The organism is Natrinema salifodinae (genome assembly GCF_900110455.1).
Taxonomy (GTDB): Archaea; Halobacteriota; Halobacteria; order Halobacteriales; family Natrialbaceae; genus Natrinema; species Natrinema salifodinae.
This window is the reverse complement of record NZ_FOIS01000004.1, coordinates 12531-38906: the sequence shown is the minus strand read 5'-3', so window position 1 is coordinate 38906 and position 26376 is coordinate 12531. Positions and strand designations below refer to the sequence as shown.

The window sequence follows — 26376 nt, the reverse complement described above, 5'->3', positions numbered from 1 at the left end:
GCCGATTCGAGGGGGTAAGCACTTTCCTTGCAGTCGTATCGGTTCGGATACCAGGCTCGACCCGTCTACACGTGAGCGCGGCGTCTGTCGGATGTCTGACTGAGTTTCAAGTCCTCGTCCGTGGGCGTGACAGTATGGCACAGGAAATCCGCCTCCCCGCGAACGCCGCGACGGTCGCGGTAGAGACGCTGCAGCGGACCGTCCGGATACACCTCCCGCTCGCGATCGCGACCGCTGTCACGGTCCTCGGTCTGCTCGTCTTCTTCGAGCTGGTCGCCGCCCTGCCGGCGTAGCGACGCGAGGACGACGTCGACGGCCATCAGCGACCGCCGACGCAATCCCGGACGTACCTGCCGCCCAGCCCGACGATCGCGAGCGCCATCGCCGCGGCGAAGGCGACGACGAACGCCGAGACCGGTTCGGTGACCGTCGCGAGTTCGTCCTGAACGAACTCGCCCGCGAGGACGACCGCGACGGCGAAGAGGACGAGTCCGCCGACGTTCGCCGGTACCGAGTTCGTCTCCGGAACGACGTCGGGATCGTTCAGCAGGAAGAGGATCACCGCGATGGCGAAGGGCGTACCGACGAGCCCGAACGCCAGCGTGAGCACGAGCAACTGGAAAAACGTCCCCTCGAGGAAGGCCCCGAGCGCCGACGCGAGCGCGACGGCGGCGATCACGGCTCGGTAGCGGACGTCGTCGGTGGACCGTTCCCAGCCGAGTTTGTCGGCGAGCAGGTACGGCGGCACGATCGTGTTCCCGCCGAGGGTCGACACCGCCGCACCCAGAAGGCCACCGAGGAACAGCCAGGTGGCGTAGTCGCCGGCGACGGGGCCGAGCGTCCGTGCGGCCTGTATCCCGTCGATCGTCGCCGGATCGACGCCCGCAGCTGGGAGGACGCTCGCCGCGACGAGAAAGACCGAGAGACTGAATATCCCGAACGCGGCGATCATCGAAGTCACGACGTCGACGGTCGCGACGTCGGCGTCGTGTGCGGTCCAGCCGCGGGCGCGCATCGTGTAGCTCTGCATCGTCAACAGCGTGATGTGGACCGCCCCGCCGAGGACACCCGCGGCGACCAGCGCCCCGTCGACGCCGGCCGGGATCGCGGGCGCCAGGCCGCGCGCGGCCGCGGCGGAATCGATCGGCACGACGAACGCGGCGGCGACGAACGCGCAGACGACGACCGAAACGAGGAGCTTGGCGCCGAGTTCGGCGAATCGGTAGCCGCCGCCCGCCAGTCCCAGGGCGAGGATCACCGCCCACGCCACGCCCCAAAGGCGCGGATCGGTCGCCGTCGCGGCGCCGACGCCCGTACTGGCGACGATCGTCGCGCTGACCTCGGCCAGCGTCTTCATGATGACGAGTTGGGCCAGGCCCGCGGCCACCACGGCGTCGACGACGAGCACCCAGGCCCAACCCGAGCCGAGGTGGCGTTCCGCGACCGACACGATCCCCGCTTCGGTGAGCAGTCCCAGCCGCATCGCGAGGTACTGACCGACCGTTCCCAGCACGGCCGACAGCACGACGACCCACAGCAACGCGTAGCCGAAGCTCGCGCCCGCGACCAGCAGCGAGGCCATGGTCGCCGGGCCCGCCGCGATCGCGCTGGCGAGCCAGGTCGGCCCCAGTCGCTCCAGATACGTTCCGATACCGCCGAGAATCACCGATCGTCGCTCGGTTGCCATCGGACGTTCTTGCGAACTGAGCTATATAACTCCGTGGTATTCTTTAGTGAACCATCCGCTCGGTACGCGGTAGTCGTCGGGAGACCGCAGTCGAGAAATTGAACCGCTAGTCGTCTCGCCAGTCCGGATCTTCCCGCGGCGGGCTGAAGATGTCGACCCCGCGGACCGTCTCGTCGCCGCGGTTCTCGGCCGCGTGGGGCTGTTCGCCCGGGATCGCGTAGGAGTCGCCCGGCCCGCAGACGGTCTCCTCCCCCTCGACGAGGAAGGTCAACTCGCCCTCGCAGATGTAGCCCGTCTGGTCGTGGGGATGGCTGTGCTCTTCGACCACCGCGTCGGGTTCGATTTCGAAGTGCTGGACGTTCATCGCGTCGGTGCCGGCCAGCAGCGCCAGGTGAACGCCGTCGGCGGCCTCCGACGGGTCGCGGTCGGTCAGGGAAACGCGTTCCATACGGGCTACGGCGACGATCTCGTACATAGTTTCACGGGTTTCCGCGGCAACTCGGTCGCCAGGCGCCTGCGCTCGTCGCGATCGACGAGCCGTCGGTTCGAGTGTGAGTCGGAATGGTTATTATTTTTCTACTATTATCGAGTCGTATGGACTCGTACGTGCTCCTCAGCGGCGCGATCCTTTCGGAGCTCGTCGGAACGACGGCGCTGAAACTCTCCGAGGGATTCTCGCGCCCGCTCCCGAGCCTGGTCGTCCTGCTCGGCTACGGCGGCGCCTTCTACCTGCTTTCGCTGACCCTCGAGGAGTTGCCGGTCGGCATCGTCTACGCGACGTGGGCCGCGCTCGGCATCGTCGGCGTCGCGGCGATCGGCGTGGTCGTGTTCGACGAACGGCCCGATGCCGCGGCCGTCGCCGGGTTGGGACTCATCCTCGCGGGCGTCTACTGTCTCAACGTCGTCTCTGACGTCTCCGCGCATTGAGCGCACCGACGAGAGCGGGACCGAAACCCGTCGCGACCCGACGACACCGGCGGTCGGACCACTTCCGCCGCGCTTGCCGAACCTTGAACTGCCGTGCGGCCCCACTGCGAGCCATGTACGCCGTCGTCGGTTGTAGCGAGTGTTCGCACCTCTGGATCATCGAGGGTCGCTCCGAGACGACCCAGTGTCCCCGCTGTGGCTCGCGCAAAGCCTACGAGAAGCGAAAGAAGTTCGTCGAGACCGACGACGCCGCCCACGCCCGCGACGTCCGCGCGTCGATGCTCGCGAACCGCCAGGGCGAGGGCGAGGCCTTCGCCAAACTGGATTCCTTCGCCGAACTCGAGGACGACGTCGCGGACGGCGTCGTCGACGACGCGGAGTACCTCGAGGAGTCCGGCCTGGCCGTCGACGAAGTCGAAGCGGCCGGCGACCGCGACCCGCGGGGACCCGCCCGTAGCGGCAGCAAAAAGGAAATCGTCAAGGCCGCGCTCGACGCGCTGGACGAGCCGACAGAGGACGAGGTCGTCGAGTACGCCGCCGAGCGCGGGGTCGAGGCCGAGTACGCCAGCGACGCGCTGGAGAAGCTCGCGCGACGTGGCGTCGTCAGCGAGAGCCGTGGGCGGTATCGGTTACTTTGAGGAGAGGGCACGGAATCGGATTCTCCGCCGATCTATCCGCGTTGTAGAACGTGAGAAACGGACCGCTTCTGAGATCGATCAGTGGGACGACTCGTGAGAAGCTACGCGTCCGGCGTACTCAGGCGCAACGACGCCGGACGAGATCGAGGTGAGGGTCCGTTGGTAGTGGGTGTGGATTGGATCGCTGTCGCGCATAGTGGGGTGCGCGACAGTGAAGATGTTCGCTGCGACCTATATCAATCTCTATCCGATTCCGAGCAGCTTGGAATCGTCCGACCGCCTCATTACGACCGCTCTACCGCGGCGTCCGACCGTCGTCCGCGGCCGCCGCAGTTCCCCGTTCCCGTTCTCGTCGGGTTGCACGGTCGCCCGCCGCGACTCGGTGCGCGCCACCGCCCCACTGTTCGTGGCCGATATCGTCTTCTACCGGCCGAGATCCTCGTGGGCGCTCGCCAGGTGCCGCGAGGACAGCGCGCCGAGCAGCGAGAGTTCGCCGGCGAGCGCGCCGACGGCGATGATCTCGGCGAGCGCGTCCGCGTTCGAGCCAGGCGGGTCGCCGCCGCCCCGCAGTCCGAGAACGTCGAGGGCTTCGGCCTGGGTCGGCAGCTTCGTGCCGCCGCCGACGGTACCGACCTCGAGCGAGGCCAGGGAGACGCTGGCGTAGAGGTCGGCCGAGCCGTTTTCGGCGTCGCCTCCGTTTTCGGGTTCGCGCGTCTCCATCGTGGTGATGGTGTTGGCGGCTTCGACGACTTGGGCCTCGTCCTGGCCGGTCGCGAGGAAGGCCGCACCGACGACGTTGGCGGCGTGGGCGTTGAAGCCCAGGCTTCCCGCTTTGGCGCTGCCGATCAGGTTCTTGCGGGTGTTGGCCTCGGCGATTGCGTCGGCGGTCGTGTGGAACCGGTCTTCGACGAGTTCGCCCGGGATCACGACGTCTGCGGTCACGGAGCGGCCCCGGCCCTCGACGGCGTTGACGGCGGCCGGCTTCTTGTCCGAGCAGAGGTTGCCCGAGAGCGCGACCAGCGAGGCAGGGGTCTCCGCCTCGACGACCTCGCAGGCCTCGCCGGTGGCGATGGTGGCCATGTTCATCCCCATCGCGTCCTTGGTGTCGTAGGCGAAGCGCAGGTAGACGGAGTCGCCGACGACGTACGGCTCGACGTCGAGCAGTTCGCCGTGGCTGGTCGTCGATTCCGCAGCTTCCCGGAGCGCCTCGAAATTATCCTCGACCCACTCGACGGTCTCGGCGGCCTCGGCGACGCCGTCGACGCGGAACACGGGGGCGCGGGTCATCCCGTTTTTCGTGACGCGGGCCTCGGCACCGCCCGCCGCGCGGATCGCCGAGAGGCCGCGGTTGACCGACGCGAGCAGGGCGCCCTCGGTCGTCGCGAGCGGGAGGTAGTGGTCGCCGTCGGCCGCGCCGCCGTCGACGGGAACGGGGCCGACGACGCCCATCGGCACCTGCGCGGCGCCGATCATGTTCTCGATGTTCGGATCCGCTCGCTCGGCAGGGAACGCGTAGTCGCCGACGGTATCGAGTTCCGCGCCGGTCTCGCGTTCGACGAGCAGCCGGCGCGCCTCGGCTGCGGTGTCGTAGTCGGCGTGGTCCTCGAGTTCGTGCAAGCGAAGCTCGCCGTCGCGCACCCGCTCGGCGAGGTCCTCGGGGTCTGTCATGAGTGGGTCGAGACGGTGGGACGCCCTAACAGTTGCTGATTTCCGCGCCCGTCTCACCGATCGCCCAGATCGAACGTGAGTTCGCCGCCCACATCGCGATACCCGGCCAGGCCTTCGTAACAGAAGGCGCTCAGGAGCGCTCCCGTCCCGACCGCGGCGAGCAGCAGGTGGCGAACGCCCTCCGCGTCGGCGGCGAACGCGACTGCGAACGACGCCGTCGCGACGGCGGCGACCCGGACCCTGCTGCGCGGCGTGGCTGCCGCGCCGATCCGCGCGAGGTACAGCTGCGGGAGAGCCACGGCGACGCCGGCAAACAGGAGCAGCGAGACCAGCGGCCAGTCGCCGAGCGCGACGTCGAACCGGGAGCCGACGACCGTCGCGCCGGTGATCGCGAGGACGAACATCAGGAACGATCCGAAGACGACGCGACCTTCGCGATCGAGCATACTGAGCGCTCAACGAGGAGACAAGTCAAGGTTGCGCTCAGTTGCACGTTCGGCGTCCGAACTGCGCCGCCGGACCGTCGCGCCCGTCCCGCGCCGACGCCGCGCTGGCCCGTCGACCGGCCCCGTCGGCAACGGACGCAACTGTTTTGCCACTCGCGCGTGCGCTCTCCCCTATGACCGCGGCCGCCGACCTCTTGTTGGTCAACGGGGAGGTCCACACCCTCACGGAACCCGACACCGTCCACGAGGCCGTCGCCATCCGCGACGGCGAACTGGTCCGCCTGGGCAAGACCGACGAGGTCCGATTCCTCGAGGGCGTCGAAACGGACGTGATCGACTGTGAGGGACGCGTCGTCCTCCCCGGATTCGTCGACGCACACACTCACATGGAGCAGTTGGGCCAACACCTGGTCCACGCGGATCTCTCGGACGCCGCCGACGCCACCGAGTGCATCGAGCGGCTCCGCGACCAGGCCCGGCCCGAGCGCGAGTCCGCGTCCGCCCGGGACCAGCGAAACCGCGAGTGGATCCTCGGCTTCGGGTACGACGACAGCGAGTGGGCCGACCGATCGACGCCGCTTACGCGTGCGGACCTCGACCGAGTCAGCGAGGAGCGGCCGGTCGTCGCGATGCGGGTCGACTTACACACCGCGTCGCTGAACTCGGTCGCGCTCGAGCGCCTGGCGGACGACCTGCCCGACGGCGACCTCCGGCGCGAGGGCGGAGCCGAGAGGGGAGAGCTGACCGGCGTCGCCGTCGAGGACGCCGCCGAGGCAGTTCGAAAGACCGTCACGGCCGACCGCGGGGAGATGCGCGAGCTCCTCGCAGCGGCGAGCGAATACGCGGTCGAACGCGGCGTCACCGGCGTCCACGATAAGGTACGGGGTTCGGTGGCCCCGCGCGTCTACCGCGACATGGCCGCCGACGGCGACCTCCCGCTGCGCGTGCGGATCGACTACTGGAGCGACCACCTCGACGCGCTCGTCGAGGTCGGCCTGGCGACGAACGACGGCGACGGGCGGGTGCGGACGGGCGCGATCAAGTCCTTCTCGGACGGCAGCCTCGGCAGTCGAACGGCGAAGCTCGGCGAACCGTACGCAGACGCCGGCGGGGAGGCGGGCGGAGCCGGCGACGAGCGCGGAAAGTGGGTCGTCGATCCCGACGAACTCGACGCGCTCGTCGAGCGGGCCGACGGCGAGGGCTATCAGGTCTGCGTCCACGCGATCGGCGACGAGGCGATCGAGGAGACGCTGTCGGTCCTCGAGTCGACCGCCGATCCCGGACGCGCGCGCCACCGGATCGAACACGCGGAGCTGGCGACCGACGACCAGATAGAGCGCATGGCCGAGGCGGGGATCGTCGCGTCGATGCAGCCGAACTTCCACCGCTGGGCCGACGCGGGCGGGCTCTACGACCGGCGGCTCGGCGAGGCCCGCCGCCGGCGAACCAACCGGCTCCGTCGGGTGCTCGACGCCGGCGTCCCCCTCGCCTTCGGCTCGGACTGCATGCCGCTCGATCCCCTGCTCGGAATTCACCACGCGGTGAACGCGCCGGCGGCGGCTCAGCGGCTGTCGGTCACCGAGGCGCTGCGGGCCTACACGCGCGGCGCGGCCTACGCCGGCTTCGACGACGACCGGCTCGGCGCGCTCGAACCCGGAAACCGGGCCGACCTGATCGCGCTCGAGAGCTCCCCGTGGGAGCGGCCGGACGCGATCGCGGACGTCGACGTCGCGATGACGATCGTCGACGGCGAGGTGGTCTTCGACGGACGGGACGGATAGCGAGGTCCGCGAACCGGGACCGCGGTCGACGACGCCGGACGATCCGGACTCGACGCGACGCTCGAGTACCAGGCGATCGCCGAACCCGGACTGGCGACACTGCCCGCCGCGGTGCCGATTCTGCGACCGAGAGTCGATTTTTTGCCGCTGGGGGTCGACCCACGGTGCATGGATGTCGGACTCATGGTGACGGCCTTCGGCGATGTTGACCTCGCAGACGTCGCCGTCCGGGCCGAAGATCGGGGCTACGACGCCGTCTGGGTCGGCGAGCTCTGGGGCGCGAGCGGCGTCGTCCAAGCGACCGAGATGGCCTGTCGGACGGACGAGATCGGGATCGGAACCGCGATTCTGAACGTCTACTCGCGGTCGCCGGCCGTCCTCGCGATGACCGCGGCCTCGCTCGACGCCGCCGCCGACGGTCGGTTCACGCTCGGCCTGGGGACGAGCACGCCCACGGCCGTCGAGGGCCTCCACGGGATGGCCTTCGACCGGCCGGTGCGACGCGCCCACGAGACGATCGAACTGATCCGCGAGTTCACCGCGGGCACCGGTGAGCCGGTCGACTACCGAGGCGAACTGCTCGAGGCGGCCGACTTCCCCTCGATCGAGGCGTCGGTGCCGATCTACCACGCCGGCCTCGGCCCGGCCAACCGCCGCGTCGTCGGTCGCCTCTGCGACGGCTGGATCCCGCACAACATTCCGTTCTCGCGGCTCGACGACGCCTTCGAGGAGGTCGCCGGGGCCGCGCGCGAGCGCGACCGAGACCCGGACGAGATCGCGATCGCACCGTACGTCCCCTCGGCGGTCAGCGACGATCCGGAAACGGCCCGCGAGACGCTGCGTCGCCACATCGCCTACTACGTCGGCAGCGGCGAGGGCTACCGCCGGGCGGTCGCGACGAAATTCTCGGACGAAGCGGATCGGATCTCCGACGCCTGGCGATCCGGCGACAGGGCCGCCGCCGCGGACGCGGTGACCGACGAGATGCTCGGCGACCTCGGGGTGGCCGGGACGCCGGATCGGGCGCGCGAGCAACTCCGGACGCTCGTCGACGAGACGGGGATCGACCAGCCGATCGTCGTCGTTCCGGAACCGGCCTCGAACGAGGTGGCCGAGGCGACGATCGAGGCGCTCGCGCCCGAGCGACTGTAGGCGCTCGCACCGGGTCCGGGTCCGCGGGCGACGCAATCGAGGCCGCTCGCGTCGTTCCCACGGCCGCTTGCGAATCCACGGATGGTGTTTTTGCGCGGCCCTGCCGACAGTTTCGGGTACGCGGATCACTGACTATGGGCACGAGTTACACCGATTTCGTCGGCGAGGTACAGCACCGAATCGAGGCCGGGACGCAGGCCGAGGCCGTGCGCACGACGCGGGCGGTCCTCGAGACCCTCGGCGAGCGCGTCGACGAGGGCGGCGCAACCGACATCGCGAGCCCGCTGCCGATGGAGATCGACCGCTACTTGCTCGAACCCGAGCACGGCCAGCAGTTCGACTTCGACGAGTTCGTCACGCGGGTCCACGACCGGTTGAACTACGAGGACTTGAATCTTGATACCGGCTACGGACGTCCGTCGAGCGTCGACGAGTCCGACGCGGTGTTCCGAGCCAAGGCGGTCGTCGCGCTGGTGAGCGAGCAGGTCCCCGGCGGAGAGATGGCCAACGTCGAGGACCAACTCCCCGGCGAGTTCGCCGAACTGTTCGAACTCGTCGACGCCGAGACCAAGCCCTGGGAAGAGGCCTAAGCGACCGAACGCGACGGGCGTCACCGGTAATCGATTTTCGCCGTTCGGTACGAGACGACCGTCTTTCCCGTCTATCGGCTCGACCGAGAGCCGGAGGCCGATCGACCGGTTCGCTTCAATGGCAGACCCCACAGGTATCTTTTCGGTGCTCGGAGTCCGTAGTTCACGTTGGGTGCTATCATGGGACACTACAGGCGGTGGGTGCTCCGACTGACCGGAGGGACGGTCGCCGCCGCCCTCGCCGGTTGCACCGGCGGTGGCGAGCCGAGCATCGAACGGACCACGGCCGTGACGATGGCGGACGCACAGTTCGATCCGCGAAACGCCGCCGTCGAGACCGGTGCGACGGTCACGTGGACGAACGAGGACGACACCGCTCACACGGTGACGAGCGCCTCGGACGACTGGACGAAAGACGCGGAAGTCGCGGCCGGCGAGGAGACGACCCACACGTTCGAGGCGGACGGGGTGTACGACGTCTACTGCCGTTTCGACGGCGACGCGGATCTCTCGGGGATGAGCATGAAGGTCGGCGTCGGCGACGCCGCCATCGAGGACCCGCTCGGCGACGACGACGGCTCCGGCGGCGGCTACTATCGAGCGGAGTGACCGGCGTCCGAACGAAAGCGGCGGCGAGTCGCCCGCTCACGCCACCCCCACCCGGCGCCCGGTCTCGGCTGACTCGTAGGCGGCCTCGATCGCGCGCAGGTCCGTCAGGCCGTCCTCGCCGTCGGGCTCGGGATCGGTGTCGGTCAGCACGCAGTAGCCGAAGTAGTCGAACTCCTCGCAGACCTCGTCGACCGGCGGGCCGGTGTACTCCATCCGGACGTCGCCGCTCTCGACGACCATCTCTTGGGGGACGACGCCGCCGAACGGCGACTCGATGTGAATTTTTCCCTCGGTGCCGATCAGGTCGAGTTGGCTGCTGGCGTGTGCGTCGAGGCTGGCGGTACACGAGGCCGTCGCGCCGCGTTCGAACTCCAGTTGGAACGCGATGTGTTCCTCGACCGCGTCGAAGGGCTCGCCGCTGGAGTGGGTCGTGGCGTAGACGCCCGTCGGTTCCGCGTCAAGGATGAACCTGGTCGTGTTCAGCGGGTAGATCCCGAGGTCGACCAGTGCGCCGCCGCCGGCCAGTTCCGGATCGAGTCGCCAGGTGTCGGGCCCCGCGCTCTCGAGCAGCGGATGCGAGAAGCCGCCGTGGACCTGCACGACGTCGCCGATGACGCCGTCCCGAATTAGGTCCCGCGCCCGTCGGACCGTCGGTTCCGTCTGCAATCGGTAGGCCGGCATCAGTGTCACGCCGGCGTCGGCGCAGGCATCGACGATCTCCTGCGTTCGTTCGAGGGTCGTCTCGAGGGGTTTCTCGCAGATGACGTGATTCCCGCGCTCGGCCGCCGCGATCGCGTACCGGCCGTGCAGCGCGTTCGGCGTCGCGACATAAACTGCGTCGTAGGCGTCCGCACCGTCTCCGTCGAGGAAGGCATCGTAGTCGATGACGTGCGAGATGCCGTACTCCTCGGCGACGTCCGCCGCGCGTTCGGGTGAACTCGTGACCAGCGTCGTCGACTCGCAGTAGCGCCCGTCGGCGATCGCGGGCAGCGCGCGCTGGCGCGCGAACCCGCCGACCCCGATCACGGCGAGTCGAACCGTTCCCTCGACCGGTTCGTCCTCCCAGTCCCGTCGCGTGAAGTTCGCGAACGCGTCTTCGAGTGCCATATGGTCACTAGGTACGCGATCGAATAGGCTCTACTATCCGACCAGGTGACCCTCCCGTTCGGTGATCTGTCCCCAAAACTGACCAACCAACGGTCCAGCTTCGATATCCGAATCATTCGATAGTACCTCGTCAATATTCTGTATCGAAGGAAAATTTTATTCGATCCTGCCTCGTGAGGTGTGATTACCCACGGGTGACGTAATATGGTCAAAATGGAAACGGCGGAACTTGAAACCGACCTGAGTTTGTTCAAATACGACACGCTCGAACAACTTCCGCCACGATATCGGGACCTCGAAGAAGACGAGCGGACCGAACGCATCGAAGCGGCGCTCGAGGAACTCGGCGACGACGTCGTGATCCTCGGCCACAACTACCAGCGGCGGGAGATCGTCGAGCACGCCGACTTCGTCGGGGACTCGTACCAACTCTCGAAGCAAGCCGCCGCGGCCGACGCCGAGTACGTGGTCTTCGGCGGCGTGACGTTCATGGCCGAGAGCGCGGACATCATCACGGACGACGACCAGGCGGTGATCCTCCCGAGCATGGAGGCGTCGTGTCCGATGGCCGGGATGGCCGAGGCCCTCCAGGTCGACAGCGCCTGGGCCGAGATCACGGAAGCGGCGTCCGACGCCGACATCGTCCCGATCACCTACATGAACTCCTACGCGGACCTGAAGGCCTTCTGCGCGAGTCAGGGCGGACTCGTCTGCACCTCATCGAACGCACACCGAGCCTTCGAGTACGCCTTCGAGAAGGGCGACAAGGTCCTGTTCCTCCCGGACAAGCACCTCGGGGAGAACACCGCCCACCGGCTCGGGATGGCGGACGAGATCGCCGAGTGGGATCCCTGGGATCCCGACGGCAAGGACGCCGACGAGGTCGCCGAGAGCGACATTATCCTCTGGGACGGCTACTGCCAGGTCCACGAGCGGTTCCGCGTCGAGCACGTCGACGAGATTCGCGAGGAACACCCCGACGCGAACGTGGTCGTTCACCCCGAATGCCGCCGCGAGGTCGTCGAAGCCGCCGACGTCGTCGGCTCGACGAGTACGATCTGCGAGACCGTCGCCCAGGCGGACCCCGACGAGACGTGGGCCATCGGCACCGAGATCCACCTCACGAACCACCTGCAGCGCTGGCACCCCGAGGTGACCGTCCTGCCGCTGTGCGGCGAGGCCTGCATGGACTGCAACGCCATGCGACAGATCGACCCTAACTACCTCGCCTGGGTACTCGAGGAACTGGCCGAGGGCCGCGAACACAACGTGATCGAGGTCGCGCCCGAAGAGAAGGAACTGGCCGAGGTCGCGCTCGACCGCATGCTCGAGATCTAACGTATGACCGCCACCGCTACAAACCACGACACCACGGACGTGCTCGTCGTCGGCAGCGGCATCGCTGGCTGTGCGGCCGCGCTCGCGGCGGCTAGGGCGGGCGCCGACGTCCGCCTGCTGACGAAAGCGACGAAACCCGACGACGCCAGCACCGACCGGGCGCAGGGCGGCATCTCGACGACCCGCGGGGATCCCGGCTCGCTCAAACGGGATATCCTCGCGGCCAGCGACGGCACCGCCGACCCCGACGCGGTCGGTGTCCTCGTCGAGAACGCCGACGACGCCGTCGAGGACGTGCTCATCGACACGCTCGGAATCGAGTTTGACGAGTCCGGAGACGGCGGGTTCGACTACGCGCGCGAGGCCGCCCACTCCGACCGCCGAATCCTCCACGTCGACGCCGCCACCGGTTCGCACATCCTGCGACCGTTCTTGAACCACGTCGACGATCACGACCGCATCGACGTCCGCCAGGATACCGCCGCGCTCGAACTGATCACCGCGGAGGGGCGCGTCCACGGCGTGGTTACCGACGAAGACCCGACCGGAAAACCGATCTACGCCGGCGCGACCGTCCTCGCGACGGGTGGCATCGGCGCGCTCTACGGCCAGTCGACCAACCCCGACGACGCGACCGGGGACGGCATCGCCATGGCCGCGCTCGCGGGCGCCGACGTCAAGGACCTCGAGTACGTCCAGTTCCACCCCACGGCCTCCGCCGGCGAGGACCCGTTCCTGCTCTCGGAAGCCCTCCGGGGCGAAGGGGCGGTTCTCCGCAACGGCGACGGCGAGCGGTTCATGGACGACTACCACCCGGACGCCGAACTCGCGCCCCGCGACATCGTCGCCCGCGCGGTCGCGACAGAGCGCCAGGCGACCGGCGACGTCGTCCTCGACGTGGGTCCCGTCGAGTTCGAGTCGGCGTTTCCCGCCGTCGCCGAGAAATGCCGCGATCGGGGCATCGAGGGCGACGAGATCCCCGTCGCCCCCTGCGAGCACTTCTGCTGTGGCGGCATCGCCGTCGACGACCGCGGCCGCGCTAGCCTCGATCGCCTCTACGCCGTCGGCGAGTGCGCCCGGACCGGCGTTCACGGCGCGAACCGCCTGGCGAGTACCAGTCTGCTCGAGGGTCTGGTTTGGGGGCTGCGGGCGGGCGCGGATGCGACCGGCTTCGACTCCGAAGTCGTCGAGGCGCCCAGCCTCTGCGACAGCGATCCCGAGCTGCCCGAGCGCTTCGCCGCCGAGAAATTCGCGCGCCTGCGGCGGACGATGGATGAGTCCCTGGGCCTCGAGCGCGATCCCGACGAGATCGCCCGCGCGAGCGCCGTCCTCCGGCGGCTCAAGGGCGAGGTCGACGCCTACACCCGAACGCGGACGGCGCGGGACCTCTACGAACTCCGCAACGCCAGCGTCGTCGCGCTGTTGATCGCGCGTGCGGCCGCCGAGAACGCCGAATCGAGGGGGTGTCACTACGTCGCGACGGACGGCGACGGAGACGGCGGCGGCAACGACGAACTGCCCGCGGAGCGCCCGGCCGACGATTGAGATGCTCACCGACGCTCAAATCGAACGCTGGCTCCGCGAGGACGTCGGCCACCACGACGTGACGAATCAGGTGCCGGGCGAGACCGCGGGTCGCCTGGTCGCCAAACAGTCGGGGGTCGCCGCCGGCCTCGAGGCCGCGGGCGCGGTCTTCGAATACCTCGGCGTCGACGTCCGCGAGCGCCTCGCGGACGGGATCGCGGTCGACCCGGACGACGAACTGCTCCGCGTCGAGGGACCGGCCCGCGAGGTACTTCGGGGTGAGCGCGTCGCGGTCAACCTGGCGAGTCACGCCTCGGGGATCGCGGCCCGGACTCGCCAGGCGGTCGCGGCCGCGCGGACCGAGTCCGACGACGTCGCGGTCGCCGCGACCAGGAAGACGACGCCTGGCCTGCGCGGACTCGAGAAGCGGGCCGTCGTCGCGGGCGGCGGCGACACCCACCGGCTCGACCTCTCCCACATGGTGATGGTCAAGGATAACCACGTCGCGGAGATGGGACTCGAGGCTGCGATCGAGCACTTCCGAGAGCGGACCTCGTTCGCGACGAAGCTCGACGTCGAGGTCGAGACCGTCGCCGACGCGCCGCGAGCGGCCGCGGCGGGCGCGGACGTCGTCCTTCTCGACAACATGTCGCCCGACGAGACGCGGGCGGCCGTCGCGGAACTCGCCGGCTACGAGGACGTGCTGGCCGAGGCCAGCGGCGGGATCACCGTCGACGACGTGCCCGACTACGCCGCGACGGGCGTCGACGTGATCTCGATGGGGTCGCTCACCCACTCGGCGCCGTCGCTGGACCTGTCGTTCCGAACCGGCCGGTAGGAGGCGGTCACTCCGCGCTCCACGCCCGCACGTCGGCCTCCTCGAGGAACAGCGACGGGTCGTCGTGCGAGAAGGAGACCCACCGGTCCGTCGCGTCCGCCGTCACGTGAAGCAGTAGTTCCTCCTCGACGAGCGCCGCCTCGAAGACCGATCGTGCCGCCGAGACGTCGTAGGTGAGCGGCACGAAAATCGCCGTTTCGCCGTCCTCGTCGCGCTCGACCGTCAGGGCGACCCGGCGGTCGCTCCCCTCGTCCGCGAGCGGGCGGTAGTAGACGTCGGCCGCAGTGATGGAGACCGCGCCGTCGATGAGGTCTTCGACGACCTCGTACTCCTCGGCTGACACCGCGACGTCGAGGCCGGTGCGCTCGTCGGTCTCGACCGGCGAGACGTCGGTCGGCTCGAGGACGACGGCGTCCCAGCCCTCCTCGCGGTAGTCCTCGGCGATGGCCCGCGCGTCCTCGCGGAGTTCGTCCCACAGGTCGTCCGTCGGGGTCGCCTGGCCGGCCTCCGTCTCGGTCTCCCGCTCCGAACTGTCCGTCGTCATCGCGATCCCTCCGGTCGGAGTCGTGTCGCCATACGCGAATCGGACGACGCGGAGACGAAAAACGTTACCCCACTCCGACTTGGTCCGATCGTTCGAATCCGCGGTTCGAGCGGCGGAGGCGACCCGCGGTGCCTCGGGACGGAGGCGAGGCGGCCGAGCGCCGTCGCCACCGATCCCGGGTCAGACGAACGGGATCCCGATCGCCCGGTACGTCGCGAACCCGAGCGCGGCGAGGGTAGACAGGACGAGCAACGTCACGAGCCAGGCGACGAGCGATATCTGCAACGCGTCGCCCCAGCCGCCCGGGTACCGTCTGTTCACTACCCAGGTGTAGACGAACAGCACGAGTAGCTGGCCGAGCAGCGGGATCCACCCGAATAGCGCCCCGGAGACGATCCAGACGACGGCGCCGATCACGCCCGTGATGAGCGCGTTAATCGGGTCCTCCTCGCCGACCGCGAGCCGCGCACCGACGTAAACTCCCAGGCCGCCGGTCACGAGGCTGGCGACGAAGGTGGTGACGAAGACCATAGGCCGGCCTTCGCGGCCCGTATCGTGGGAACTTGCGCCTGCACACGCGACGATAGGCGCGATCTCCGGTCTCCCGTCACCGTCGCGTTACGGTCGGTCACCGGCGCTGACGACGGAAACGTCGGTCGCGTCACCGATCAGAGATTCCTCGATCGCCGTGCGAACTGTCTCGGGATCCGAGGGACCGCCCGCGTCCGCGACGGTGCCGACCGAGGACGGATCGAACGGCACGTCGAGTGCGCCGTAGACCTCGTCGAGTACGTCCGCGAGTTCCTCGCGGTTGGCGACGAGGGCGATGCCGGCGGTGAGGGCGGCGTCGCTCCGGACACGTTGGGCGATACCGACGAGTTTCCGTCGCGGCGCGCCCGTCTCATCGTCGCCCGCGCCATCGGCGCTCGCTTTCGGCTCCGTCCTCGCGACCGCCACCGAAAGCGAGTGCGTTCCGGGGCAAAACGAGTCGTCCGGCTCGCCCCGAACCGGCTCGAGTCCGAGCGTTCGGAGCGCCCGTTCGAGGGCAGCCGTTGCGCGCTCGTACCGATCGGTCGTGCCGGTCCGCAGGTCAGCGACCGGTTCGGCGCGGGCGAAGGCCAGGGTCGTCGTCCCGTCGTAGGCGACCGCTCGCCCGCCGACGTCGCGCTCGACCGGCGGAAAGCCGCGCTCGCGTGCGAACTCGCGGGCGCGGTCGTACCCCTCGCGGCGAGCGTCGCGGCGACCGAAGGCGACCTGACGGTGCGGCGTCCAGACGCGGACGGCGGGATCGCCGTCGGCGGCCACGGAGAGCAGCCGGCGGCTCACGTCGCGATCGGCGTCGATCGATTCCGCTCGCCCGCGAAACACGCGCATATCAGGCGTTGAACCCGGTGGGCCTAAACGCTCCCGCCGCGCAGATGGACCATCGATGGCCGTCACGCTTCCCGAGTCCGTGCTGGCGCGCTACGAGCGCTTCTCGCTGTACAATTCGCCGTATCCCGCCCACGACGGCGGTTGCGCGATCGATCTGTATCCGGGGACGCTGGTCGACGGGCGGACGACCGCCGCGCCGAGCCCGGTCGCCGGCACCGTCCGCGAGACCAGAACCGTCCGCGCGCCGCCGAAACCCTACGCGCCCGAGCACGATCACCTGATCCTGATCGACTGCGAGGGTCCGTCCCCGCTCGAGGGGCTGACAGCCCGGGTACTCCACGTCGAGCCGGCCGTCGCGGCCGGCGACCGCGTCGAGCGCGGCGACTCGCTGGGCCGACTCGTCCGCGCCGGCTTTTTCGCCCCCTGGGTCGACAACCACCTTCACATCGGGTTCCGCGGGCCCGACCAGAACCCCTACCGGGCGTCCGGCTCGCGCCCGATCGATCTCGGCGTCCCGGTTCGGCCGCTCGCCTGGGACGGCACCGGCCGCGTCGTCGCCACCGGCGACACCTACGCGGTGCTGGACGCGCCGGCGCATCCGACCCCGGGAACCGAATTCGTCGGCGTGCGGGCCGACGACGGCGGCGTCGTCGACGGCGGCCTCCCCCACTACGATGGCGGCGGCCTGCTCGGACGTTCGGGACGGTCGCGGCCAGGCGCGTTTGCGGACGATCTTGAGGCCGACCGCGGGACCGAAACCGAGACCGTCGTCTCACTGAACGGCGACCGACTCGGGGTCGCCGAGGGCCGGACGATCGCCTGGGACGACGTCACGGTCACGGCGAACGGCGAGCCGATCACGGGGCTGTCGCTGTTTTGCGCCCGCGACGCGGAGTTCGGCGCGAAACTGATCTGTCCGGATCGCGATTTCGAGCGCGGCGAGCGAGTTCGGGTGCGGGTTCGGCCGAGCGCGGACGTCTGAGAGGGGACCGATCAGTCCTGAAGCGTCGTCCCATCGACGACGCGGCCGACGAAGAGCGGCGTTTCGGTGGGCCGATCCCGAACGTAGAAGAGAAACGGCCGGTCGACGGTCAGCTCGACGCGCTCTACCGCCGAGGTCGGAACCATGACGGCCGTCGCGGCCGCCGCCTCGGTTCCCTCTTCGTCGACCTCGACGACGCTCTGATGGACGATATCGTCGATGGCGAGTCCGTCACCGTCGCCGTCGACCATTCCGCTGAAGTCCGCGCCCCCGCCGAAGGCCCGCTCCATGCCGAGTTCCGCCATGACCTCGACGAGGCTAAATTTCGACTCGATCCCGAACTTCGGAAGCGTCAGGTCGACCCGCTTCGTCGCGGTCGCCTCGAGCATCGTCGCCAGGCGATCGACGGTGAGATCCGATTCGAACGCCTCGAACTCGCCCTCGGCGGGAAGCACGACGACCATGCTGGTGTCGCCGTTGGCGTAGGGCAACTCCACGATCTGGTGGCCGTCGATTTCGGCGTACGGGAACCGCGCGGCCTGGTGCATCAGGTCGACCTCGGTCTGGCTCCCGTCGAGACTCGTGAACGGCGCCGGCTCGGTGTCGGCCGGATCGAACTCCCGTTCCCAGGCCGCGAGGAAGTATACCGCGTTCGTCAGGACGAGCCTGGTCGACCTCGTGACCGAGTCCGCCGGCAGGAGGTCCTCGATCCGATCGTTCGTCCGCTCTTCGACCCAGGCGTTGATCGCTCGGCGCGCGTCCTCCGGATTGCCGCTGAAGTCGGCCAGGCGGCCGCCGGTCTCGTAGTACGCTTCGAGCAGTTGGAGGTAGTTCTCGTCGACCGGATAGTCCGCGTCGACCCAGACCGAGTTCGCGCTCGAGAGTCGGAAGCCGAGATCGTCCTCCTCGTCGTCTTCGGGAGACTCCCCGTCGTCCGGTCCGACACCGAACGGATCGTCGACTTCCGCACCGTCTTCGTTGCGCCGCTCGAACTCCGTCTCGAGCGCGCCGAAGGCGGCGTGGAGGTCCTCGCGCTCGAGTTCGTACCGCAGGGAGTCGGCCATCTCGGCGGCCGTCTCGCCGCGAGCGCCCGCGTAGGTCATCGCCAGCGCGACCGAGACGCTGTACGGCGAGAAAAACAGGTTCTCGTCCGACGAATCGTCCCGCAGCCGTTCGAGCAACGCGAGCGAGAACGCGACGTTCCCGCGGACCTGGTCGCCGAGCAGCGCGGGGTCGACGTCGGGATCGGTGACGGGGTCGATCGCAGGGAACTCGGGGATGGCATACTCCTCGAAGCCGGTCCCGTCTTCGCCGTCCTCGCCCGCGTCCGGGCGATCGGGATCGCGTTCGGTCGCAGTCGGCCCGCTGCCAGCACAGCCGGCGAGCCCTGCGAGGAAGGCCCCGGAGAGTGCTAAAACGGTCCGCCTATCACGGCTGTCGAATTCCATGTTCGAACGATGTGTCAATGTTGATAAATCCGTTTGGATAGGTGAAACGATCGTTTGAGTCCGGGTTCGAAACCGCGCGACCCCGACCGGCGGGGAAGTGAACGCACGACAACGGACGCGACGGGAAGCGTAGCTGTCAAGCCCGTCGCCTGTCCACGAACGGCTATGACGGAGGACGCGCCGCCGGCGGATCTGCTCGACGAGTTCGACGACCTCGAGAGTCTCTTACAACACTTTCTCGACGAGAATCAGGAGTTCCTCTCGTGGCTCGGGACGAGCGTCGATCGCGTCGGCGACGAGACGATGACGCTCTCGATCCCCTACGACGAGAAGCTGACCAACACCCGCCCGAACGCCGGCCCCGACGAGCGGGCGGACCTTCACGGCGGCGTCGCGGCCACCCTCATCGACACCGTCGGCGGGCTGGCGCTCCGAACGGCGATGGACGACCCCTTCAACGCGCGGATCGCGACGATCAACCTGAACGTCAACTACCTCCGCCCGGCGACGGGCGACCTGACGGCGACCGCGGACGTGGTCCGGGTCGGCGGCAGCGTCGGCGTCAGCGAGATCGTCGTCGAGAGCACGACTCCGGACGGCGAGACCCGCGAGGTCGCGATCGGCCAGGGCGCCTACCGGGTGTTCCGCAGCGACTGACGTCGCGGGGATGCCCGTCAGCTGGCAGTGGGAAGCGGGAAGCGATCAGCGGTCAGCAATTAGCCGTCGGCCGACAGCATCCGGAACCGAGCCGCGAGATACACCGCTACGAGCGCGAACGCGCCGGCGTAGAGCCACGTCCCGTTGGAGACGGCGTACGCGAACGCGACCGCGTTGAGCGCGATCCCGATTAGGTAGATCGGGCGGAGCCGCCGGCCGTTCATTCGCGGTCACCGCCTGGTCCCGGTCTTGGTCCCGATTCTGATCCTGATCCCGGCCTCGTCACCCACCGTGGCTGCGATCGTCGGTCGCCACCGTCTTCGATCGCCGCAGTCGCCGTCGATCGGGGAGACCGAGCGAGTACGACGTCGATCACGCGAACTCGATGTCGTCGCTCGACTCGACCTCGCCGAACAGCCAGTCGGCGTGGTCGATGGCGTACTCCTTGTGCTCGTCTTCGATCGCGCCGATGCAGTCCTCGACCATGATCGGCCGGAAGTCCCGCAGCCCCGCGCTGCCGCCGGTGTGGAGCACGCAGACGTTCGCGAGCGTGCCACAGAGCACCAAATCTTTGATCCCGCGAGCGTTCAGCCACCCCTCGAGTTCCGTGTTGTAGAACGCGTCGTAGGTGTGTTTCTCGACGACGTGGTCCGCCGCCTCGACGGGCAGTTCGTCGACGACCTCGGCCTCCCAGGACCCCTCGAGGACGTGCTCGCCCCACTGCTCGAACTCGTCGTAGTAATGGGCGTCGTCGAACTGCTCGAGCGGGTGGACGTCCCGGGTAAACAGCAGTGACGCTCCGGCCTCGCGGGCGCGCTCGACGAGGGCTGCGATCGGCTCGATGACCGTCTCGCTGCCCGGCGCGTACAGCGAGCCGTCGGGATGACAGAACCCGTTTTGCATGTCCACGACCACGACCGCCGTGTCCGCTGGTTCGAGGCGCATCTTTAGGCGTTCGTAGGGGATGAATCGTAAAAACGTTCGTGACGGATCCGGGCCCGACCGCCGTCCTTTTTGCACTTCCATTCGTACGGATAGCTAGCCGATTCAGATGCACTCGACGCCTTCCCGTTCGTTCACTGCTCTCTTCGCGATGCTGCTCGCCGCGGTACTGCTCACCGGCGGGGTCGTCGGCCCCGTTGCGGCCGGCTCGGCCGCGGGTCCGACGGGCCCGTCCCCCTCCGCTTCCTCGCTTTCCGCCGTCTCCCACGCAGCGTCAACCGACGCGCCGGCTTCGTCGCCTGGCGTCGTCCAAAACGAGACCGACCGACCGGAGGACCCCTCGACCGAGGACACCGTCGGCTACGTCGAGGGCTACTGGTACGACGACGAGTTACCCGTCGACGACCGCGACGACGCCGCCGTGGACGACGACGAACTCGATCCCGTCGTCTACCGGTCGATGGCCCGCGTCGAGCGCATTCGGAACATGACCTTCGCGGACGAGGTCGACGTCGAGGTCGTCTCCCGGGCGGAGTACCGGCAGAACAGCGGCGACCGATTCGCGAACGTCAGCGAGGACGAACGCCTCGAGCACAACGTGGCCTACGAGGCCCTGTTCATGGTCGACCGAGAGACCGCGGCGACCGACGCGACCGAGTCGGTCTACGGCGGCGCCGTCGACGGCTACTACGACCCCGAGACCGACGAGATCGTCATCGTCTCGGAGAACCCCGACACGCCCGAACTGAACGAGCTTACGCTCGGCCACGAGCTCGTCCACGCGCTGCAGGACCAGCGGTTCGACCTCTCGCAGTTCGAGGGCGAGACCAACGACGAGGAGGTCGCGATGAACGGGCTGATCGAGGGCGACGCCGCCTGGGTCGAACGCGCCTACGAGAGTCGCTGCGGCGTCGAGTGGGACTGTCTCAGCACCAGCACGGAACGTTCCGGCCAGCTCGACGTCAACTGGGGCATCTACTTCAGCGTCTACCAGCCCTACAGCGACGGTCCCGACTACGTCAGCTCCCTCCGCCAGCAGGGCGACGGCTGGGACGCCGTCAACGCCGCCTACGACGACCCGCCGACGTCCACCTCGGCCGTGATCCACCCGGGTTCCGAGCGCGAGCCGGCCGACGTCTCGGTCCCGGACCGATCCGACGACGCCTGGCGGCAGTTGGAGGTCGACGGCGAGGTCGCGAACGACACCGTCGGGGAGGCGGGGATGGTCGCGATGTTCGCCGCCGACGCGCTCGACGGACAACAGTCGGTGATCGCCTCCGGCGAACTCTTCACGGGCGGCGAGGGATACGAGTACGACCACTCGTACACGAACGGCTGGGCCGGCGACGAGCTGGTCGTCTACGCGACCGACGAGGCCGCCAGCGCGGACGATCCGACCGCGGCGGCCGGCGACGCCGGCTACGTCTGGCGAACGCAGTGGCAGTCGGCGGCGGACGCCCGGCAGTTCCGCGACGGCTATCTGGAATTGCTCGATCACCACGGCGCCGAGGCCGTCGACGGACACCGGGATACCTACGTGATCGACGACGGCGGCTACGCCGGCGTGTACTACTTCGAACACGACGGCGAGACGCTGACGCTCGTCCGCGCACCGTCGGTCGACGACCTCTCGGCGGTCGAGGCCGGCGCCGCGCCCGAGGGCGAGGACACCGTCGAGCTCGGCGAGTCGGACAAGACCGAGACCGTTCCTGGCTTCGGGGCACCGGCCGCGGCGGCCGCGATCGCGGTGCTCGGCGCGGGTGCCCGGCTCGCCGTCGGTCGCGGCCGAATCGGGTCTCGGACGCAGTCGAATCGGACGGACGACAGCACGCGTGACTGAGCGCCGCCCTCTCCGACGGGATCGGAAGCTGGACCGGAACCGATCGACGCGCATTTCACGCCGTCGCCGAACCGTTCGCCAATGAGCCGAGTGCGACTGTTCGCGGTCATCGCACTCGTCGTCCTCTCGGGCTGTACGCTCCCCGGTGGCCCGGACCGGTTCGACACCGACCGCGAACTCGGGTACATCGGCGACTACGCCCACGACGACGTCTTCGAGTTCGATCCAAGCGACGGCCTCACGGCGGACCAACTCGAGGCGGTCAAGTACCGCACGATGGCCCGGCTCGAGGTCGTTCGCGGGCTGAAGTTCGAGCGCGACGTCGCCCTCGAGATCGTGAGCCGCGACGAGTACCGAAACCAGCGAGCCGACGGGATCCGGAACGCGTCGGCCTTCGAGAACGAAGTCTGGCGCGGCGCGTTCGTCGTCGACGGCGACACGGACGTCAATCGAGCGTTCGACGACCTCTACGGCGACTCCGTTCAGGGCTACTACGTCAACGATCGGATCGTGATCGTCACCGACGAGACCGACGAGATCCGGATCGATCGCTGGACCCTGGTCCACGAACTGACCCACGCGTTACAGGATCAGCACTTCGGCATCGGCCGCCAGAGCGAGACGATCGACGGCGTCCGCGCCGAAAACGGTCTCTTCGAAGGCGAAGCGAACTTCCTCCCCGACCGGTACGACCGCCGCTGCGGCGACGAGTGGCAGTGTCTCCCCGACGCCCAGCCGACGGCGACGAGCGAGGGCCTCACCGACCGCCCGTTCAACGTCGGGCTCTTCCTCTCGGTCTACGTGCCCTATGCCGAAGGCCCCGAGTTCGCCGCCGACCTGTACGACCGCGGCGGCTGGGACGCCGTCGATCGCGCTCACGACGAGCGACCGACGAGTACCGCCCAGCTGATCCACCCCGATCGCTACCCGGACACCGACCCGGTCGACGTCACGGTTCCGGATCGCTCGACCGACGCCTGGCGACCGGTGGCCGACGGCGGCGACCCTCGCACGGAGACGGTCGGCGAGGCCACCCTGTTCGCGACGTTGTGGGCCAACGGGGCCGTCGACCGTCCGATCACGGCGGGTGCGACCGAGCGCTCGCCGTACAACTACTCCCATCCCGCGACCGCGGGCTGGGCCGGCGACGCGATGACCGTCTATCGGAGCACCGACGGGTCGAACCGGACCGGGCACGCCTGGCGGCTCGCCTGGGAGAGTCCGAGCGACGCCGCGGAGTTCACGGACGCGTACCGTCGGCTCCTCGCGAACGAGGGGGGCCAACGGGTCGACGACGCTGACTCCGCCGCCGGAACCGAAGCGGGGACCGTCTATCGCATCCCCGACGGCGAGCCCTTCGCCGGCGCGTATCGCGTCTCGATCACCGGCGAGACGGTCACCATCGTCGGCGCGCCCACGGTCGACGACCTCGACGCGATCCACGCCCACGCGGGCGGCTCGTACGCGAACGAGTCTGCGGCCGCCCTCGACCCGGCATCGGCGGGGGACGCCGAGTCGTCACCGACCGCGGTGGCCGGTCCGGCGACGCCGACGTCGGCCGATCCCGGGACGCCGCGCGCATCGGCAGACGGGTAGCTTTTTTGCCTCCCACGGGAAACCGACGATATGTCAAATCCGTTTGGGACCGTGCCCCCGGAAGCGATTCTGGCGGGGGACGCGACGGACGCCTACTTCGAGCGCACGCGGACGACGCTCGAGCACGCGGGGAAGAACCCCCACGTCGTCGCCGAAGTGACCGCCGACCAGTTTCCGACCGGTAGCTTCGACGTCTTCACCGGTGTGAAAGACGTCGCGACGCTGCTCGAAGGGCGCGACCTCGACGCCGACGCGCTCCCCGACGGGACGCTGTTCGACGGCGGCCCCGTCCTCCGGATCGAAGGGCCCTATCTCGAATTCGCGGCGCTCGAGACGTCCCTGCTCGGCTTCCTCTCCCAGCCCAGCGGCTTCGCGACGGCCGCCCTCGAGGCCCGCCTGGCCGCCCCGGAGTCGCAGGTCCTCTCGTTCGGCGCGCGCCACGTCCATCCCTCGATCTCGTCGACCGTCGAGCGCGCCGCTTTGCTCGCGGGCCTGGACGGCTTCTCCCACGTCGCGGCGGGCGAAATCCTCGGTCGGGAGGCCGGCGGAACGATGCCCCACGCGCTCATGTTCTGCTTCGGCGAGGGCGAGCAGCCGGCGGCCTGGCGGGCCTTCGACGAGGCGGTCGGCGAGGACGTCCCGCGGATCGCGCTGGCGGATACCTTCTGGGACGAGAAAAGTGAGAGTCTCCTGGCGGCCGAGACGCTCGGCGATGACCTCGATGGCGTCCGCATCGACACGACGAGTTCCCGTCGCGGCGACTTTCGACACATCATCCGCGAGGTGCGCTGGGAGCTCGACGCCAGGGGCTACGAGGACGTCGACATCTTCTGTAGCGGCGGCCTCGATCCCGACTCGATCCGCGAACTCCGCGACGTCGCCGACGGCTTCGGCGTCGGCAGCCACATCACGGGCGCCGACTCCGTCGACTTCAGCCTCGACATCGTCGAGATCAGCGAGGGATCGGAAGATTCCTCGAGCAGCCGGACGCAGTCCGGCGACGAGGGCGAGCTGATCTCCAAACGGGGCAAACTCTCCGGGGTCAAGCAGGTCTACCGAACCCCCGACGGCGGCCACCACGTCACCCTGGCCGACCGCGACGGGCCCGCGGACGGCGACCCGCTCCTCGAGCCGCTAGTCCGCGACGGGGAGATCGTCCGCGAATTCGACTTAGACGACGCGAGCGAGCGGTGTCTCGCCGACGCCGAGACGGTCGACTTCGAGTCGTCGACCGCCTGATTCGGCGGGAAACCGATCGGAGACGATTTCGACTCCGACGGAATCGAAGACGAGGAATGACTGATTTTTTCACGCCCCGGACTCGAGTCGCTAACCGATGGCAACCGCTTCCGGAACCGCCGATGTCCGCTCCGAAATCGCGACTCGCCTGGCCGTCCGACTCGTCCTCGTCGTCGGCGCGGCGGCGTTCTGTACCTGGACGCTGCTGCCGTGGGACTCGGTGCTCGCGTTCCCGCTGGTCCTCGTCGTCGATCTGATCGCCCTCTGGTTCGCCGTCCACGACGTCTTCGCGGCGCTGGACGACCTGCTCGAGGCGAAACTCGAACGCATCGAGATGAGAGACGGAGTCGAGGGTCGATAGCAGTACTGGGTTCGTGTCGTCCGAACGGGTGGGAAAGAAGATAAGTCGACGATCACACGGTCGATTATGGGCGCGTTCAGCCCGAATGCGACCGATTCGCCGTTCGAACTCGCGAACTGGCCGTTCGCCGGGCTCGCCGTCCTGGCCGGCCTGACCGCCTCCGTCTCGGTCGTCGCTACGGTGACGGTCGCGTCGTTCTAGGGCGTCGTCGGCCGTGCCCTCGTCGCCCTGCTCGCGCTCTGGATCGCCCTGCGACTGCTATCCGAGGCGGTGGCAGCGCTGTTCGCGGCGACGGTCGAGCGAGAGCCCGGCGATTCGGGGGTCGTGATCGATCGGGCGGCTCGCGGCCCGGTGCGACGGGGCGCTGCGGCTCCGATCGCGGAATCGCGGGTCGCAGAGAACCGAAAGTCGAGAAGAATCGCCTATCGGCGTCGGCCTACACTTCCTCGATGCTGCCGTCGGCCTCGCGCTCGCGGAAGACCTGGCCTTCGAACAGCGTCACGACGACGTCGTCGTCCTGCCAGGCGCCTGGCGCGAGTTTGGCCTTCCGGCAGGTGCGGTCGAGGTACTCGCGGGCGCTCCAGTCGTTCTCGACCGGAACGGTCGGGTAGAGCCACCCACCCTCGCCGCCGTCGATGGCGGCGCCGTGGGTGCCGAGTTCGAGGTCGGCGAGCGGATCATCGGTCAAAACGACGCTCTTGACGGTACAGACGGAGACAGTGAGATTCGGCAGTTCCGAGGGTCGAACCTCGGAGCCACAGGAGTCCTCGCTCGCGGCTTCGATCGCCGCGTCGACGATGACGTGGCCGAGCTGGTCGCCGGAGCGGTAGCCGCCCGCACAGCCCCGCAGGCTCCCCCGGCCGCGGGTCGATTCGAGGCGGACGAACGCGCCGGTCCGCTCGTAGAAGGCTTCGCGCATGCTGCCCGGTTGTTCTCGTTGTCCGTGTCGTACGTAAGATTCGACGGATTCACGCGCGAGTTCAACCGCGCGTGCACCGTCCTCGTAGGAGAGGTCGACGCCCTGTCGCTGGGACATACAAATGGACATGGTGATAGCCGTCCTAAAACGCTTCCATTCCGCTCGACGG

General features: G+C 68.8%; 29 protein-coding genes. 17 read left to right on the top strand and 12 right to left on the bottom strand.

Features of this window, described 5'->3' with window-relative positions; genetic code table 11:
• Positions 1–134 precede the first annotated feature (134 nt).
• Complete coding sequence (locus BMY29_RS21175) at positions 135–293, top strand: hypothetical protein (protein WP_160290120.1); 159 nt, start codon at positions 135–137, stop codon at positions 291–293.
• Positions 294–319: 26 nt separating this feature from the next.
• Here BMY29_RS21175 and BMY29_RS14535 read toward each other — a convergent pair whose 3' ends face one another.
• Together BMY29_RS14535 and BMY29_RS14530 are read right to left on the bottom strand one after the other, a co-directional pair.
• Positions 320–1687 carry an NRAMP family divalent metal transporter gene (locus BMY29_RS14535; RefSeq protein WP_049991546.1) on the bottom strand — a complete coding sequence of 456 codons (1368 nt, stop codon included), beginning with the start codon at positions 1685–1687 and terminating at the stop codon, positions 320–322.
• Positions 1688–1793: 106 nt separating this feature from the next.
• Positions 1794–2135 carry a cupin domain-containing protein gene (locus BMY29_RS14530; RefSeq protein WP_049991580.1) on the bottom strand — a complete coding sequence of 114 codons (342 nt, stop codon included), beginning with the start codon at positions 2133–2135 and terminating at the stop codon, positions 1794–1796.
• A gap of 146 nt (positions 2136–2281) precedes the next feature.
• On the opposite strand from BMY29_RS14530, the gene BMY29_RS14525 reads away from it, so the two are divergent.
• Both BMY29_RS14525 and BMY29_RS14520 read left to right on the top strand, forming a co-directional pair.
• Positions 2282–2614 (top strand): DMT family transporter, encoded by a 333-nt coding sequence (locus tag BMY29_RS14525; protein WP_049991547.1) that lies wholly within the window; start codon positions 2282–2284, stop codon positions 2612–2614.
• A 113-nt stretch (positions 2615–2727) separates the two neighbouring features.
• Positions 2728–3252 (top strand): DUF5817 domain-containing protein, encoded by a 525-nt coding sequence (locus tag BMY29_RS14520; RefSeq protein WP_049991548.1) that lies wholly within the window; start codon positions 2728–2730, stop codon positions 3250–3252.
• Between the two features lie 423 nt (positions 3253–3675).
• Here BMY29_RS14520 and hmgA read toward each other — a convergent pair whose 3' ends face one another.
• Positions 3676–4920 carry a hydroxymethylglutaryl-CoA reductase (NADPH) gene (gene hmgA / locus BMY29_RS14515; protein WP_049991549.1) on the bottom strand — a complete coding sequence of 415 codons (1245 nt, stop codon included), beginning with the start codon at positions 4918–4920 and terminating at the stop codon, positions 3676–3678.
• A gap of 53 nt (positions 4921–4973) precedes the next feature.
• Positions 4974–5366 carry a hypothetical protein gene (locus tag BMY29_RS14510; protein ID WP_049991550.1) on the bottom strand — a complete coding sequence of 131 codons (393 nt, stop codon included), beginning with the start codon at positions 5364–5366 and terminating at the stop codon, positions 4974–4976.
• A gap of 173 nt (positions 5367–5539) precedes the next feature.
• On the opposite strand from BMY29_RS14510, the gene BMY29_RS14505 reads away from it, so the two are divergent.
• From BMY29_RS14505 to BMY29_RS14490, 4 genes are all read left to right on the top strand, one after another.
• Positions 5540–7147, top strand: coding sequence for an amidohydrolase (locus BMY29_RS14505; RefSeq protein WP_049991551.1), 1608 nt, complete (start codon positions 5540–5542; stop codon positions 7145–7147).
• A gap of 168 nt (positions 7148–7315) precedes the next feature.
• Positions 7316–8299, top strand: coding sequence for an LLM class flavin-dependent oxidoreductase (locus BMY29_RS14500; protein ID WP_049991552.1), 984 nt, complete (start codon positions 7316–7318; stop codon positions 8297–8299).
• 134 nt (positions 8300–8433) lie between these two features.
• Positions 8434–8889, top strand: coding sequence for a DUF2267 domain-containing protein (locus tag BMY29_RS14495; RefSeq protein ID WP_049991553.1), 456 nt, complete (start codon positions 8434–8436; stop codon positions 8887–8889).
• A gap of 180 nt (positions 8890–9069) precedes the next feature.
• Positions 9070–9498 carry a cupredoxin domain-containing protein gene (locus tag BMY29_RS14490; protein WP_049991554.1) on the top strand — a complete coding sequence of 143 codons (429 nt, stop codon included), beginning with the start codon at positions 9070–9072 and terminating at the stop codon, positions 9496–9498.
• 36 nt (positions 9499–9534) lie between these two features.
• Here the strand turns inward: BMY29_RS14490 and gfo6 are convergent, their stop codons facing one another.
• Complete coding sequence (gene gfo6, locus BMY29_RS14485) at positions 9535–10605, bottom strand: D-xylose 1-dehydrogenase Gfo6 (protein ID WP_049991555.1); 1071 nt, start codon at positions 10603–10605, stop codon at positions 9535–9537.
• Between the two features lie 204 nt (positions 10606–10809).
• Here gfo6 and nadA point away from each other — a divergent pair, with 204 nt between their 5' ends.
• The 3 genes from nadA to nadC are packed head-to-tail and all read left to right on the top strand — an operon-like array spanning position 10810 to position 14305.
• On the top strand, positions 10810–11943 hold the full coding sequence (gene nadA / locus BMY29_RS14480; RefSeq protein WP_049991556.1) for a quinolinate synthase NadA: 1134 nt from the start codon (positions 10810–10812) through the stop codon (positions 11941–11943).
• A gap of 3 nt (positions 11944–11946) precedes the next feature.
• A complete protein-coding gene (locus BMY29_RS14475) occupies positions 11947–13488 on the top strand; it encodes an L-aspartate oxidase (RefSeq protein ID WP_049991557.1) in 1542 nt (513 codons plus the stop codon).
• Between the two features lies 1 nt (position 13489).
• Positions 13490–14305 carry a carboxylating nicotinate-nucleotide diphosphorylase gene (gene nadC, locus BMY29_RS14470; RefSeq protein WP_049991558.1) on the top strand — a complete coding sequence of 272 codons (816 nt, stop codon included), beginning with the start codon at positions 13490–13492 and terminating at the stop codon, positions 14303–14305.
• A 7-nt stretch (positions 14306–14312) separates the two neighbouring features.
• Here the strand turns inward: nadC and BMY29_RS14465 are convergent, their stop codons facing one another.
• The 3 genes from BMY29_RS14465 to BMY29_RS14455 all read right to left on the bottom strand — a co-directional run bounded on the left by BMY29_RS14465 (position 14313) and on the right by BMY29_RS14455 (position 16223).
• Complete coding sequence (locus tag BMY29_RS14465; protein ID WP_049991559.1) at positions 14313–14849, bottom strand: DUF7529 family protein; 537 nt, start codon at positions 14847–14849, stop codon at positions 14313–14315.
• Positions 14850–15029: 180 nt separating this feature from the next.
• Positions 15030–15380 (bottom strand): hypothetical protein, encoded by a 351-nt coding sequence (locus BMY29_RS14460; protein WP_049991560.1) that lies wholly within the window; start codon positions 15378–15380, stop codon positions 15030–15032.
• Positions 15381–15467: 87 nt separating this feature from the next.
• On the bottom strand, positions 15468–16223 hold the full coding sequence (locus tag BMY29_RS14455; protein ID WP_049991561.1) for a lipoyl protein ligase domain-containing protein: 756 nt from the start codon (positions 16221–16223) through the stop codon (positions 15468–15470).
• Positions 16224–16278: 55 nt separating this feature from the next.
• Between BMY29_RS14455 and BMY29_RS14450 the strand changes: the two genes are divergently transcribed.
• Positions 16279–17205 (top strand): DUF8155 domain-containing protein, encoded by a 927-nt coding sequence (locus BMY29_RS14450; RefSeq protein ID WP_049991562.1) that lies wholly within the window; start codon positions 16279–16281, stop codon positions 17203–17205.
• 11 nt (positions 17206–17216) lie between these two features.
• Here the strand turns inward: BMY29_RS14450 and BMY29_RS14445 are convergent, their stop codons facing one another.
• The gene (locus BMY29_RS14445; protein WP_049991563.1) at positions 17217–18653 is read right to left on the bottom strand and encodes a serpin family protein; all 1437 of its coding nucleotides are present in this window, start codon (positions 18651–18653) and stop codon (positions 17217–17219) included.
• A 165-nt stretch (positions 18654–18818) separates the two neighbouring features.
• Between BMY29_RS14445 and BMY29_RS14440 the strand changes: the two genes are divergently transcribed.
• Positions 18819–19310 (top strand): PaaI family thioesterase, encoded by a 492-nt coding sequence (locus BMY29_RS14440; RefSeq protein WP_049991564.1) that lies wholly within the window; start codon positions 18819–18821, stop codon positions 19308–19310.
• Positions 19311–19369: 59 nt separating this feature from the next.
• On the opposite strand, the gene BMY29_RS21170 is transcribed toward BMY29_RS14440, so the two are convergent.
• Both BMY29_RS21170 and BMY29_RS14435 read right to left on the bottom strand, forming a co-directional pair.
• Positions 19370–19534, bottom strand: coding sequence for a hypothetical protein (locus tag BMY29_RS21170; protein WP_173424940.1), 165 nt, complete (start codon positions 19532–19534; stop codon positions 19370–19372).
• Between the two features lie 148 nt (positions 19535–19682).
• Positions 19683–20255 carry a cysteine hydrolase family protein gene (locus BMY29_RS14435; RefSeq protein ID WP_049991565.1) on the bottom strand — a complete coding sequence of 191 codons (573 nt, stop codon included), beginning with the start codon at positions 20253–20255 and terminating at the stop codon, positions 19683–19685.
• Between the two features lie 106 nt (positions 20256–20361).
• Here BMY29_RS14435 and BMY29_RS14430 point away from each other — a divergent pair, with 106 nt between their 5' ends.
• The 5 genes from BMY29_RS14430 (at position 20362) to BMY29_RS21610 (ending at position 25489) form a co-directional block, all read left to right on the top strand.
• Entirely contained in the window at positions 20362–22092 is a 1731-nt protein-coding gene (locus BMY29_RS14430) for an Hvo_1808 family surface protein (protein ID WP_049991566.1), read from the top strand.
• An 81-nt stretch (positions 22093–22173) separates the two neighbouring features.
• Positions 22174–23688 (top strand): Hvo_1808 family surface protein, encoded by a 1515-nt coding sequence (locus BMY29_RS14425; protein ID WP_049991567.1) that lies wholly within the window; start codon positions 22174–22176, stop codon positions 23686–23688.
• A gap of 30 nt (positions 23689–23718) precedes the next feature.
• Positions 23719–24927 (top strand): nicotinate phosphoribosyltransferase, encoded by a 1209-nt coding sequence (locus tag BMY29_RS14420; protein WP_049991568.1) that lies wholly within the window; start codon positions 23719–23721, stop codon positions 24925–24927.
• Between the two features lie 97 nt (positions 24928–25024).
• A complete protein-coding gene (locus tag BMY29_RS14415; RefSeq protein WP_049991569.1) occupies positions 25025–25288 on the top strand; it encodes a hypothetical protein in 264 nt (87 codons plus the stop codon).
• A 66-nt stretch (positions 25289–25354) separates the two neighbouring features.
• Positions 25355–25489 (top strand): hypothetical protein, encoded by a 135-nt coding sequence (locus tag BMY29_RS21610; RefSeq protein WP_275041259.1) that lies wholly within the window; start codon positions 25355–25357, stop codon positions 25487–25489.
• A gap of 235 nt (positions 25490–25724) precedes the next feature.
• Here BMY29_RS21610 and BMY29_RS14410 read toward each other — a convergent pair whose 3' ends face one another.
• Complete coding sequence (locus tag BMY29_RS14410) at positions 25725–26324, bottom strand: TIGR00296 family protein (protein WP_049991570.1); 600 nt, start codon at positions 26322–26324, stop codon at positions 25725–25727.
• Between the last annotated feature and the right edge of the window lie 52 nt (positions 26325–26376).

Excerpts from the sequence above, each read along its gene's own strand:
- BMY29_RS21175 (WP_160290120.1), top strand. The coding sequence starts at position 135 with ATGGCACAGGAAATCCGCCTCCCCGCGAACGCCGCGACGGTCGCGGTA.
- BMY29_RS14535 (WP_049991546.1), bottom strand. The coding sequence starts at position 1,687 with ATGGCAACCGAGCGACGATCGGTGATTCTCGGCGGTATCGGAACGTAT.
- BMY29_RS14530 (WP_049991580.1), bottom strand. The coding sequence starts at position 2,135 with ATGGAACGCGTTTCCCTGACCGACCGCGACCCGTCGGAGGCCGCCGAC.
- BMY29_RS14525 (WP_049991547.1), top strand. The coding sequence starts at position 2,282 with ATGGACTCGTACGTGCTCCTCAGCGGCGCGATCCTTTCGGAGCTCGTC.
- BMY29_RS14520 (WP_049991548.1), top strand. The coding sequence starts at position 2,728 with ATGTACGCCGTCGTCGGTTGTAGCGAGTGTTCGCACCTCTGGATCATC.
- hmgA (WP_049991549.1), bottom strand. The coding sequence starts at position 4,920 with ATGACAGACCCCGAGGACCTCGCCGAGCGGGTGCGCGACGGCGAGCTT.
- BMY29_RS14510 (WP_049991550.1), bottom strand. The coding sequence starts at position 5,366 with ATGCTCGATCGCGAAGGTCGCGTCGTCTTCGGATCGTTCCTGATGTTC.
- BMY29_RS14505 (WP_049991551.1), top strand. The coding sequence starts at position 5,540 with ATGACCGCGGCCGCCGACCTCTTGTTGGTCAACGGGGAGGTCCACACC.
- BMY29_RS14500 (WP_049991552.1), top strand. The coding sequence starts at position 7,316 with ATGGATGTCGGACTCATGGTGACGGCCTTCGGCGATGTTGACCTCGCA.
- BMY29_RS14495 (WP_049991553.1), top strand. The coding sequence starts at position 8,434 with ATGGGCACGAGTTACACCGATTTCGTCGGCGAGGTACAGCACCGAATC.
- BMY29_RS14490 (WP_049991554.1), top strand. The coding sequence starts at position 9,070 with ATGGGACACTACAGGCGGTGGGTGCTCCGACTGACCGGAGGGACGGTC.
- gfo6 (WP_049991555.1), bottom strand. The coding sequence starts at position 10,605 with ATGGCACTCGAAGACGCGTTCGCGAACTTCACGCGACGGGACTGGGAG.
- nadA (WP_049991556.1), top strand. The coding sequence starts at position 10,810 with ATGGTCAAAATGGAAACGGCGGAACTTGAAACCGACCTGAGTTTGTTC.
- BMY29_RS14475 (WP_049991557.1), top strand. The coding sequence starts at position 11,947 with ATGACCGCCACCGCTACAAACCACGACACCACGGACGTGCTCGTCGTC.
- nadC (WP_049991558.1), top strand. The coding sequence starts at position 13,490 with ATGCTCACCGACGCTCAAATCGAACGCTGGCTCCGCGAGGACGTCGGC.
- BMY29_RS14465 (WP_049991559.1), bottom strand. The coding sequence starts at position 14,849 with ATGACGACGGACAGTTCGGAGCGGGAGACCGAGACGGAGGCCGGCCAG.
- BMY29_RS14460 (WP_049991560.1), bottom strand. The coding sequence starts at position 15,380 with ATGGTCTTCGTCACCACCTTCGTCGCCAGCCTCGTGACCGGCGGCCTG.
- BMY29_RS14455 (WP_049991561.1), bottom strand. The coding sequence starts at position 16,223 with ATGCGCGTGTTTCGCGGGCGAGCGGAATCGATCGACGCCGATCGCGAC.
- BMY29_RS14450 (WP_049991562.1), top strand. The coding sequence starts at position 16,279 with ATGGCCGTCACGCTTCCCGAGTCCGTGCTGGCGCGCTACGAGCGCTTC.
- BMY29_RS14445 (WP_049991563.1), bottom strand. The coding sequence starts at position 18,653 with ATGGAATTCGACAGCCGTGATAGGCGGACCGTTTTAGCACTCTCCGGG.
- BMY29_RS14440 (WP_049991564.1), top strand. The coding sequence starts at position 18,819 with ATGACGGAGGACGCGCCGCCGGCGGATCTGCTCGACGAGTTCGACGAC.
- BMY29_RS21170 (WP_173424940.1), bottom strand. The coding sequence starts at position 19,534 with ATGAACGGCCGGCGGCTCCGCCCGATCTACCTAATCGGGATCGCGCTC.
- BMY29_RS14435 (WP_049991565.1), bottom strand. The coding sequence starts at position 20,255 with ATGCGCCTCGAACCAGCGGACACGGCGGTCGTGGTCGTGGACATGCAA.
- BMY29_RS14430 (WP_049991566.1), top strand. The coding sequence starts at position 20,362 with ATGCACTCGACGCCTTCCCGTTCGTTCACTGCTCTCTTCGCGATGCTG.
- BMY29_RS14425 (WP_049991567.1), top strand. The coding sequence starts at position 22,174 with ATGAGCCGAGTGCGACTGTTCGCGGTCATCGCACTCGTCGTCCTCTCG.
- BMY29_RS14420 (WP_049991568.1), top strand. The coding sequence starts at position 23,719 with ATGTCAAATCCGTTTGGGACCGTGCCCCCGGAAGCGATTCTGGCGGGG.
- BMY29_RS14415 (WP_049991569.1), top strand. The coding sequence starts at position 25,025 with ATGGCAACCGCTTCCGGAACCGCCGATGTCCGCTCCGAAATCGCGACT.
- BMY29_RS21610 (WP_275041259.1), top strand. The coding sequence starts at position 25,355 with ATGGGCGCGTTCAGCCCGAATGCGACCGATTCGCCGTTCGAACTCGCG.
- BMY29_RS14410 (WP_049991570.1), bottom strand. The coding sequence starts at position 26,324 with ATGTCCCAGCGACAGGGCGTCGACCTCTCCTACGAGGACGGTGCACGC.